General features: G+C 70.2%; 8 protein-coding genes and 1 pseudogene. 3 read left to right on the forward strand and 6 right to left on the reverse strand.

What is annotated here, in order from left to right:
• The 5 genes and pseudogenes from VNS22_RS24705 to VNS22_RS24725 all read right to left on the reverse strand — a co-directional run.
• A pseudogene (locus VNS22_RS24705) lies at positions 1–603 on the reverse strand (galactose-1-epimerase); the annotation flags it as partial.
• A gap of 131 nt (positions 604–734) precedes the next feature.
• On the reverse strand, positions 735–1,514 hold the full coding sequence (locus VNS22_RS24710; RefSeq protein WP_325737263.1) for a hypothetical protein: 780 nt from the start codon (positions 1,512–1,514) through the stop codon (positions 735–737).
• 172 nt (positions 1,515–1,686) lie between these two features.
• Positions 1,687–2,808 (reverse strand): ABC transporter permease, encoded by a 1,122-nt coding sequence (locus VNS22_RS24715; protein ID WP_325737265.1) that lies wholly within the window; start codon positions 2,806–2,808, stop codon positions 1,687–1,689.
• 4 nt (positions 2,809–2,812) lie between these two features.
• Positions 2,813–5,539 (reverse strand): ribosome-associated ATPase/putative transporter RbbA, encoded by a 2,727-nt coding sequence (gene rbbA, locus VNS22_RS24720; protein WP_325737267.1) that lies wholly within the window; start codon positions 5,537–5,539, stop codon positions 2,813–2,815.
• Positions 5,529–6,515: an HlyD family secretion protein gene (locus tag VNS22_RS24725; protein WP_325737269.1), complete on the reverse strand. Its 987-nt coding sequence runs from the start codon at positions 6,513–6,515 to the stop codon at positions 5,529–5,531. The genes rbbA and VNS22_RS24725 overlap by 11 nt, the downstream gene beginning before the upstream one ends.
• Positions 6,516–6,748: 233 nt before the next feature.
• Here VNS22_RS24725 and VNS22_RS24730 point away from each other — a divergent pair, with 233 nt between their 5' ends.
• The 3 genes from VNS22_RS24730 to VNS22_RS24740 all read left to right on the forward strand — a co-directional run bounded on the left by VNS22_RS24730 (position 6,749) and on the right by VNS22_RS24740 (position 9,517).
• Positions 6,749–7,558 (forward strand): transglutaminase family protein, encoded by an 810-nt coding sequence (locus VNS22_RS24730; RefSeq protein ID WP_325737270.1) that lies wholly within the window; start codon positions 6,749–6,751, stop codon positions 7,556–7,558.
• Between the two features lie 91 nt (positions 7,559–7,649).
• Complete coding sequence (locus VNS22_RS24735) at positions 7,650–8,834, forward strand: alpha-hydroxy acid oxidase (RefSeq protein ID WP_325737271.1); 1,185 nt, start codon at positions 7,650–7,652, stop codon at positions 8,832–8,834.
• Positions 8,831–9,517 carry a hypothetical protein gene (locus tag VNS22_RS24740; RefSeq protein ID WP_325737273.1) on the forward strand — a complete coding sequence of 229 codons (687 nt, stop codon included), beginning with the start codon at positions 8,831–8,833 and terminating at the stop codon, positions 9,515–9,517. Before VNS22_RS24735 ends, VNS22_RS24740 begins: the two co-directional genes overlap by 4 nt.
• A gap of 13 nt (positions 9,518–9,530) precedes the next feature.
• Here the strand turns inward: VNS22_RS24740 and VNS22_RS24745 are convergent, their stop codons facing one another.
• Positions 9,531–10,457, reverse strand: coding sequence for an AEC family transporter (locus VNS22_RS24745; RefSeq protein ID WP_325737275.1), 927 nt, complete (start codon positions 10,455–10,457; stop codon positions 9,531–9,533).
• Positions 10,458–10,638 lie beyond the last annotated feature (181 nt).

Genomic DNA, 10,638 nt, shown 5'->3' on the forward strand with positions numbered 1-10,638 from the left:
GTTGAGGACGGTCGGCCGGTCGGTGGTGGCCTCGTAGTCGATCCGGAACTCGTCGGCATCGGTGAGCGTGTAGGTGACCCGCACGTCCAGATTGCCGGGATAGGATTCCTCGCCGTCCGGGCTGCGATAGGTCAGCGCCACCGCCAGCCCATCGCCGCCGGCGACCTCCTCGGCCGTCCATACCCGCTTGTCGAAGCCGGTCTGGCCGCCATGGAGCGAGTTCGGGCCGTTATTGGCGGCGAGCTTGTAGGTCTGGCCGTCGAGCTCGAACGCTGCCCCGGCGATGCGGTTGGCATAGCGGCCGACGATGCTGCCGAAATAGGGGTTCTTCTCGACGTAGTCGGCCAGCTCGGCGAAGCCCAGCGCCACGTTGGCGAGCTGGCCGTCGCGGTCCTTCGTGCGGATCGCGGTGACCGTGCCCCCATAGGTGAGGAACGCGACCTGCATTCCCCCCTCGTTGGTCAGCGTGATCTGCTCGACCGCGGTGCCGTCGGCGAGCTGGCCGAACGGCTGGCGGTCGATACCCTTGGCGTTGGCGGAAAGCGGCAAGATGACCCCCAATCCCAGAACGACGGCGACGGAGCGCTTGGCTGCACCGTGCATGGCGCGCCTCCTCCCTGATCGGTTGGCCGGCCGGGCGCAAGTCCAGCACCCGGCGGCGCGGCCGCTATTGGTCGCATCCGGCAGTGTAGCGCGCTTTGGCCAGTGCCGCACGGCGGTCGCCGGGGAGGATGTCAGCCGGCCGGGCTGGGTTCATCCGTGCCGGCCGCGCTCACCGACGGCGGCTCCGTGCCCTGGAACAGGTCGCCATTGGCGAACGCCTCGATCTGGCGCACGCAATGGTCGTTCCACGCCTTGAAGCGCGCCCAGTCGGGGTGGCGCGGGGTCATGCCGGGTGGCAGGGCGCCGGCCAGACCCGGTGCCGGAGGGGCAGGTTCGGGTTCGTTCGTGCAAAGCACCGGCGCGGGCCCGGCCGGGCGGTTCTGGTTGGCGGGGGCGGTTTCCGCAGGCTCCGCCGGCGGTGCCGGCGGGCTGTCCGCGCCGTCGCGGGCGGCCCGCAGCAGGTTGAGGGCGCGCAGTGCGCGGTTGAAGCCGTTCATCGCCTCGGCCTGGTAGCGCAGGATGGTCTGCAGGCTCTGGCGGCGATTGTTCTCGTCGTGATGGAGGATCTGGCCCATGCGCAGCTTGTCGCCGGCTTTCATGCCGCGCGGCAGCAGGCACCAGTGCTCGGCCTCCAGCTGGTCGGCACGCTCGGCCCGCCAGAGCGCCGCCACCATGCGTGCGCAGATCGCGGCCTCCATCGGGCAGACGGGCTTGAAGCGCGCATGCACGGCTTCCTGCAGTTCGGTGAAGCGCGCCTCGTCGTCGAGATCGGTCAGCAGCGCCTCGGACGAGCGGAAGCCGTAGGTCCGGGCGTTCCTGGCGGCGCGGGCCTTGCCTTCGTCGGTGACGGGCCCCTGCGAGCGGGCGCCGTTCTTGCGGGAGGCTGCGGCCTGGGCGGCGGTGCGGGGCATGAGCGGTGATCCTGGGGGTGAGTTCGCACATCGCCCACCATAGCCCCATCAGGCGCATGTTTCTATGAATATAAACCTAGTATTAGGTCCTGCTTCGACCGCGCTCGGCTGGATCCAGCTCTACCAGCAGATCGAGGTCGGGCGGATCGCCTGCCGAGATAGTGCTGCCCGCTCAGGCGAACAGGGCAGCACGGAAGCGGCGCAGGGCGATGGCGAAGAACAGGGCGCCCAGCCCCAGGATCAGCAGGAGCTGTGGCCAGACGATGGCGATACCGGCACCACGGTACAGCACGCCCTGGCTGAAGGTGACGAAATGGGTGGAGGGCGAAGCCTGCATCGCCCATTGCAGGGCGGGCGGCATGGCGTCCAACGGCGTGGACGAACCGCTCAGGAGGTTCATGACCACGAAGACCGGGATGGCGAGCAGGCCGAATTGCGGCATGGTCTTGGCGATGGTCGCCAGCATGATGCCCAGCGACGTGACCGCGACCAGATAGACGGCGGTGCCCAGGACGAACAGGGCGGTCGAGCCCGCCACCTGCGCGCCGAGGAACAGGCGGATCACCAGGGTCAGGGACAGCGTGGCCGCCACCAGCACGATCAGGCCGTTCGCCCAGATCTTGGCGAGCATGACCTCGAGCGGGCGCAGCGGCATCACCAGCAGGTGCTCCAGCGTGCCGTGCTCCCGCTCACGGATCACGGCCGCCCCGGTCAGGATGATCGCCAGCATCGAGACGGAGTTCACCATCTGCATCACCGCGTTGAAGCTGTCGCTGTCGAGATTGGGGTTGTACGCGGTCCGGACGGCGAGGCTGAACGGCGACGGCGGCGCATCCGGCGCCACTGCCAGGAAGGTCTCGACCTCCTGCTGGATGATCTGGCTGATATAGCTGGTGCCGGTGGCGGCCTGGGCGATCGCGGTGGCGTCCGCGGCGAGCGCTAGGGTCGGCCGACGTCCGGCCACCAGGTCGCGCTCGAAGTCCGGCGGGATGTCCAGGACGAAGGTGGCCCGCGCCAGGGTGAAGGTGTCGTCCACCTGGTCGAGCTCCAGCTCCTGCGGCGGCTGGAAGCGCGGCTCCAGCAGCGCCTGGGCGATCGCCCGGGACAGCGGGCTGCGGTCCTCGTCGACGATGCCGACCGCGGCGTTGTTGACCTCCATCCGCGCCCCGCGCGCCACCGACACGATCGCCAGGCTGAACGAGTAGGCGATCAGGAACAGGAGGACCGGGTCGCGCGACAGGGAGGCGATCTCCTTCAGGCCCAGATAGAAGGCCGCCCTGGCGGTGCGCAGCATCGGCTCAGGTCTCCCGCCGGCGCAGGCACAGGGCCGCCAGCAGCAGGTAGGCCAGCGCCAGTCCGGCCAGCGCCAGCATCGGCAGCAGGAGCTCGCCTAGCCCTGAGCCCTTCGCGAACGTGCCGACCGACACGATCTGGAACCAGGCCGAGGGGAACAGCCGCCCGATCCAGGGCGTGAAGCCGCTGAGCGAGCTGACCGGCACCATGAAGCCCGAGAAATTGATCGCCGGGATCACGGTGGCGATCGCCGTGCCGAACAGGGCGGCGACCTGGCTGTTCACGAAGGTGGAGAACAGCAGCCCCACCGCGGTCGAGCCCAGCACGTAGAGCAGGCCGCCCAGTGCCAGGGCCAGGATGCTGCCGCTGATGCTGAGGCCGAACACCGTGACCGCGATCCCGACCAGCAACACGAAGCTGCCATAGGCCACCGCGACATAGGGCAGCTGCTTGCCGACCAGGAACTCCAGCCGGCGGGTCGGGGTGACGTAGAAGTTGATGATCCCGCCGGTCTCCTTCTCGCGCACCACGGCGAGTGCGGTGAGCATCGCCGGCACGATGACCAGCAGCAGCATGACCACGCCCGGCACGATGGCCCGGATGCTCTCGAACTCCTGGTTGTAGCGGTAGCGGATCTCCAGCGTGAACGGGCTGGCGGCGGAACCGGCCTGGCCGGATCCGGCGGCGATCCGGGCGCCGAAGTTCTGCGCCACCCCGATCGCATAGCCGCGCGCGGTCTCGCCCCGAAACGGCATGGCGCCGTCGACCCAGATGCCGATCTCCGGCCCGCGGCCGGCCTCCAGGTCCCGGCCGAAATCGGGAGGGACCACCAGCGCCACCTTCAGCTCGCCGGTCTGGAGGCGGTGGTCCAGGCTCGCCAGATCGGCGATGTCCGGCTGCTGCTCGAAATAGCGCGAGCCGCGGAACTCCTCCACCAGCGCCCGGCTCTGCGGGCTCTGGTCCTGATCGAGCACCGCGAAGGCCACGTTCTCGACGTCGAAGCTGATCCCGTAGCCGAACGCGAACATCAGGAAGATCGGGCCCAGCACGGCGAACACCAGCCGGATGGTGTCGCGCTGCAGCTCCTTGGCCTCCCGTGCCGCCCAGGCCAGGGTGCGGGCGACGGCACCGGTGCGCTGGCCGGCCGCGATCGGTCCCGCGTCGGGGGCGAGCTGCCGCTCGTCCCGGGTGGCCTCCGGTGCGGCCTTCTCGATGGCGGCGACGAAGGCATCGTCCAGGTCGTGCGTGGGCACGCCCGCCTTGAGCTCGGCCGGCGTGGCCACCTCCAGCACGCGCCCGGCATGCATGAACGAGATCCGGTCGCAGCGCTCCGCCTCGCCCATGAAATGGGTCGACAGGAAGATGGTCACGCCGTCCTCGCGCGACAGCCGGATCAGCATCGCCCAGAAGCGGTCGCGGGCGATCGGGTCGACGCCGGAGGTGGGCTCGTCCAGGATCAGGAGCTCCGGCTCGTGCAGGACGGCCACGGCCAGCGACAGGCGCTGCTTCACGCCGAGCGGCAGGGATTGGGCGAGCTGGTCGGCGACCTCGGTCAGCTCGAAGCGCCGGAGCATCGTCGCGATCCGCTCCGCCCGGCCCGCCGCCGGCAGCTCGAACAGCCGTGCATGCAGCTCCAGGTTCTGCCGGACCGTCAGCTCGTCGTAGAGCGAGAAGGCCTGGCTCATGTAGCCGACCCGGCGCCTGGTCTCGAGATCGGAAGCGTCGATCGGCTTGCCCAGCAGGGTGGCGGTGCCCTCGGTCGCCGGGAGCAGGCCGGTCAGCATCTTCATGGTCGTGGTCTTCCCGGCACCGTTCGAGCCGAGAAAGCCGAAGATCTCGCCCCGCTCGATGCGCAGGTCGACATGATCGACCGCCGTGAAGCTGCCAAAGCGCTGGGTCAGGCCATGCGCCTCGATCACCGGCGGACCGCCATCCGACGTCCTGGGCGGCAGGACGGGGCTGACATGGTCCCGGCGCCGCTCCTCGGGCAGGAGCCGGATGAAGGCTTCCTCCAGATCGTCCGCGCCGGTTTGCGCCAGCAGGCGCTCGGGCGTGTCCTCGGCCAGGATGCGCCCGCCATCGATCGCCACCAGCCGGTCGAACCGGCGGGCCTCGTCCATGGTGGCGGTCGCGACCAGCACGGTCATGCCCGGGCGGTCCTGCCGGATCTCGCCGATCAGGGACCAGAACTGCCGCCTGGACAAGGGATCCACGCCGGTGGTGGGCTCGTCCAGGATCAGGAGCTCCGGGTCGTGGATCAGCGCGCTGCACAAGCCCAGCTTCTGCTTCATGCCGCCGGACAGCTTGCCGGCCGGCCGGTCCAGGAACGGGAACAGGCCGGTGGAGCGGGTCAGGTGCTCGATCCGGGCCAGGCGCTCGGCCCGCTTCTGCCCGAACAGCCGGCCGAAGAAGTGGAGATTCTCGGCCACCGAAAGGGTCGGGTAGAGGTTCTTGCCGAGGCCCTGCGGCATGTAGGCGATCTCGGGACAGACACGCTCGCGATGCCGCTCGTCCGCCATGCTGCCGCCCAGGACGACGACCTGCCCCGCCTGGACGGTCTTCACGCCCGCGATCAGCCCGAGCAGGGTCGACTTGCCGACACCGTCCGGGCCGATCAGGCCGACCATGCGTCCCCGCGCCACGGCGAGGTCCACCTGCTCCAGCGCCGTGGTCCTGCCATAGCGGTGGCCGACGCCCGCCAGCCGGACGACCGGGTCCGCCTCAGCCCGCATCGGGCAGCCGTATCTCGAGATCGGCGGGCCAGGGCTGGTCCGGATCGACCTGCACGTAGCCCACTCCGGTGAGCCCGGTCTTCACATAGTCGGCATAGTCGCTCAGCACCTCGCGCGGCACCCGGAGCTTGACCCGGAACATCAGCTTGTTGCGCTCGTCCTGGGTCTCCACGAACTTCGGCGTGAACTGCGCCTCGGAGGCCACGAAGGAGACGCTGGCCGGGACGCGGTAGGACGGGGCGGCATCCAGCACGATCCTGGCCTCGGCGCCGATCGCGAGCCGGCCGGCATCCGCGGTCGGCAGGAAGATCGTCATGTGCACGTCGGTCGGATCAATCAGCGTGTAGACCTTCTGCCCGGCGGCGACGACCGTGCCGGCCTGGACCAGCCGGTACTGCACGCGCCCGGCGCGGGGTGCGCGCAGGGTGAGCTCGTTCAGCATGGCCTTGACCCGCGCCACCTGGGCCTCGGCGCCCTCGATGGCAGCCTCGATCTGACCGACCGCGGCCCTGGCTGCATCCACCGCGGCCCGCGCCGCCTCCAGCGCCACCCGCCGCTGGTCGAAGACCGACTGGCTGACATTCTCCTGGCGGCGCAGTTCGCTGGCGCGGTCGAACTCGATCTGGGCCAGGGCCAGCTCGCTCTGCCGGCTGGACAGGGTCGCGAGCGTCTCCGAGCGCTGGAGGGTGTAGCGGCGCAGGTCGGCCTCCGCCTCGCGCAGCATCTCCTCGGTTTCGGTCGATTCCAGGACCGCCACCACCTGGCCGGCCTCGACCCGGTCACCCTCGTCGACGCGCAGTTCCTCGACCCGGCCCGAATATTTTGCGGCGATGTCGACGGGCTCGGCCTCGATGCGGCCATTGCCCCGCGCGATTCCGGCCGGCAGGGAAGGTTCCCGGTTGAGCCACCAGAAATAGCCGCCGGCGGCCAGCACCAGCAGTACGGCGAGACCAACGACCACCCGCCGCGATAACATCCTCGATTCCCCCAAGCTGTCCTTTGCGGCAGCGCGCCGGCCTGCCCGACTCCGTATGTGCCGGAAGATATTGGAGCGGCCGGGCAGCGGTGCCTACCCCGTGCCGACGCCGGCTCTGGTATGATATGTGCAAGGCGAACAGGTGCCGGACGGGCGGTAGCCAGACGATCGCATCCTGCCGAAGCCGGCGCGGCCCGTGGCGGGCAGGCACAGGCACGACAGGGAGCAGGCTCATGCGAATCCGGATCGGCTACGAGATGGCCTACGACTTCCCGCAGCCGACCCCGATGATCCTGATGCTGCATGTCCACTGGTCGAGGGTGGGTGACCTGGAGATGCCGGACCATCTGATCACGCGGCCATCGATCCCGCTGCACGGCTATCGGGACAACTTCGGCAATTGGTGCACCCGGCTCGTGGCGCCCGCCGGCAGCGTCCATTTCTCCGCATCGACGGTGATCCGTGACCGCGGGCAGGCCGATCCGCTCGACCAGGAAGCCATCCAGCACGCGGTGGAGGACCTGCCGGACGACACCATCATGTTCCTGCTGGGCAGCCGCTACTGCGACACCGACCATCTGTTCGACGAGGCGTGGCGCCTGTTCGGCCGGACCCGGCCGGGTTGGGCCCGCGTGCAGGCGATCTGCGACTTCGTCCACGGCCACATCACGTTCGGCTACCAGCACGCACGGCCGACCCGGACCGCCCATGACGCCTTTCGCGAGAAAGTCGGGGTGTGCCGCGATTATGCCCATCTGGCGGTCGCCTTCTGCCGATGCATGAACATCCCGGCCCGCTACTGCACCGGCTACATCAGCGACATCAGCCTGCCGCCGCCCCATGCGCCCATGGACTTCGCCGCCTGGATCGAGGTGTTCCTGGGCGGGCGCTGGCACGTGTTCGACCCGCGCAACAACGCGCCCCGGATCGGCCGGATCCTGATCGCGCGAGGCCGCGACGCCGCCGACGTGCCGCTGACCCACACGTTCGGCCCGGGCACGCTCACCCGCTTCGAGGTGGTGACCGACGAGATACCGGACTGACCGGGGCAGGGTCATCCGCCGGTTGACCAGGACCCTCACCGGTGCCTAGTTGCCGCTCAAGACAAGCGGCGAGCGGGGAGGCAGCCGGGGGATGGACCGGGATCAGCTCATCCGGCGCCACGTCAGCGTGACAGGGTTTCGCCGGGCCGCGATGCGTGCGCTGCCGCGGCCGATGTTCGACTTCACCGACGGTGGGGCCGAGGACGAGATCACCCTTCGGCGCAACGAGGCGGCCTTCCACCAGCCGGTACTCCTGCCCCGGCCGCTGCAGGGCGTGGCGGATCGGGACCTGTCGATCGAGCTGTTCGGCAAGACGCTCGCCATGCCGGTCATGATCGGCCCGACCGGGCTCTCCGGGATGTTGTGGCCGGACGGCGAGCTCGAATCGCATCGGGCTGCTACCGCCGCCGGCACCGCGTTCTGCCTGAGCCATGCCTCCACCGTGCCGATCGAGGCGCTGCCGAAGACCGGCAACCGCTGGATGCAGGTGTTCGTCTACAAGGACCGCGGCTTCACCCGCTCGCTGGCCGACCGGGCGCAGGAGGCCGGCTACGACGCGCTGGTGCTCACGATCGACAACCAGACGCTCGGCCAGCGCGAGCGCGACGTGCGCAACGGCTTCTCGATCCCGCCCAAGCTGCTGGTGAAGGTGATGGCGGCGATGGCGATCCGGCCGGGCTGGCTGTGGCGGATGCGCGAGCGGCGCGACTTCACCTTCGCCAACTATACCGGGATCGAGGGCGGGGCGGACCGCAACACGCTGGCCGGGCGGATGAACGCGCTGCTCGACCCGACCATGTCCTGGGCCGACGTCGCGATGCTGCGCCGGCACTGGCCGGGCCCGCTGATCCTGAAGGGCATCCTCCATCCGGCCGACATCCAGATCGCGGTGGATCACGGCGTCGACGGGGTGATCGTGTCCAACCATGGCGGCCGCCAGCTCGACCGCGCCGCGGCCGGGCTGGATGCGCTGCCGGCGATCGCCGCTGCCGCCAAGGGGCGGCTCAAGGTGCTGCTGGACGGCGGGATCCGCCGCGGCGTGGACGTGCTGGTCGCCAAGGCGATGGGGGCGGATGCCTGCCTGATCGCCCGGCCGCAGCTCTGGGGGCTGGCGGTGGCCGGCGAGGCCGGGGTGGCGGCAGTGCTGGAGATCCTGCGCCGCGACCTGGACCGCGCCTTGTGCCTGTGCGGCGTCACCCGGTTCGTCGATGCCGGTGCGGACCTTTTGGCCCCCGGCCTCGTTCCTCCCAACCTGCCCAAGGCGATTGCCGCATGATCGACGAAGCCCCGATCCTCACCGTGGCCAAGAGTTTCGAACGTCCGCCGGCCGAGCTGGTGGAGCAGCTCTCCGGCATGCTGACCAGCCAGATCGTGGATGCGATGGGCGGCAGCGGCGCGCTCGACTGGCGGATCAAGCCGATCGTGCCGGGCCAGGACCGGTTCTGCGGCGTGGCCCGCACGTCCGACTGCGGGCCGTGCGACAACCTGGCCCTGATGGCCTCGATCGCCGACTGCCAGCCGGGCGACGTGCTGGTGACCGCCACCGCTGGCTACGAGAAGGCCGCGGTGACCGGTGACCTGACCCTCGGCATGGCCCGCAACCAGGGCGTGGTCGGCTTCGTCACCGACGGGATGGTGCGCGACCTGGAAGGCATCCGCGACGTCGGCGTGCCCTGCTTTGCCAAGGGCCTGGTGCCCAACTCGCCGGCGCGCAGCGGGCCCGGCACCGTCGACCTGCCGATCGTGCTGGGCGACCTGGTGGTGCGCTCAGGCGACGTGGTCGTGGGTGACCCGGACGGGGTGGTGATCGTGCCGCGGGAACGGCTGGCCCAGGTGGTCGAGGCGCTGGCCGGAGTGCGTGCTGCCGAGGCCGAGACCCTGCAGAAGGTGCAGGGCGGCCTGACCGTGTTCCCGTTTATGGCGGAACTGCTGGCGAGCGGGCGGGTGCGCCGGGTCTGACGCCGGCACTCCTTCAGCCGACCAGCAGCACCACGGCCGGCAGGACCAGCATGGCCAGCACCGACTGCGCCACGATCAGGCCGGCCATCAGCTCCGCATCGCCGCCCAGCTGCCTTGCCAGGAGGTAGGAGGCGGGTGCGGTGGGCAGGGCGAAGAACAGGGTGATCGCCGCGGTGACCAGCGGGTCCAGGCCGAACAGCCAAGCCTGGCCGTAGGCCAGGGCCGGCAGCAGCAGGAACTTGGCGAACCCGGTGGACGCGAGCGCTGCCGGGCGGGGCAGGGCGCTCGGGGCGAGTGCCAGGGCGGCACCCACCACGATCAGCCCGCAGACGATGCCGGCCTGGCCCAGCATCGCCAGGGTGCGTTCCACCGGGGCGAGCAGGTCCAGGCCGCCCGCCTTCCAGGCGAGGCCTGCGGCCGATGCCTGGATCAGCGGGTTGCGCGCCAGCTCGAGGCCGAGCTGGCGCAGGCTCGGCCGGTTCCTGCCGGCATAGGCCAGCAGCACGACCACGCTCACCGTGTTGGCGACGATCACCGCGAAGCTGGACACCATCGCACCGGCAGCGAGGCCGATCGGGCCGAACAGCGGCAGGAGCAGCGAGAAGCCCAGGAAGTTGTTGAACCGCATCGATGCCATGACATGCGGCCCCACCTCGGCCGCCGGCACGGCCGCATGGCGGCACCAGGCGAGCATGGCAAGGGTGGCGAGCAGGATCGAGCTCGCGGTGAGCAGCAGCAGCGGCAGGACCGCCGCCCCGGGCACGGCCGAGGATGCGAGGTTCTGGAACAGGAGTGCCGGCAGGAACACGTGATAGGCGATCCGTTCCAGCCCGCTGCGCAGGCCGGCATCGATCCGCCCGCTGCGCTGGCCGAGATAGCCGCCCAGGATCAGCAGCAGCACCGGCACGAACGCGTACAGGACCTCGCCAGCTCGCCCCACGCTGATCAGCCCGGTGCCTGCATCTCCTTCAGCTTCTGCTCCCACCTCCAGGCATGGGCGATGATCGTCTCCAGGTCGTCGAACTGCGGCGCGAACCCCAGCACCTCGCGGATCTTCCGCCCGTCCGCCACCAGCCTGGCCGGATCGCCTGGCCGCCTTGGCCCCTCGCCCACCGGGAAGT

Origin of the sequence: Geminicoccus sp. (assembly GCF_035556675.1) — a bacterium.
GTDB lineage: Bacteria > Pseudomonadota > Alphaproteobacteria > Geminicoccales > Geminicoccaceae > Geminicoccus.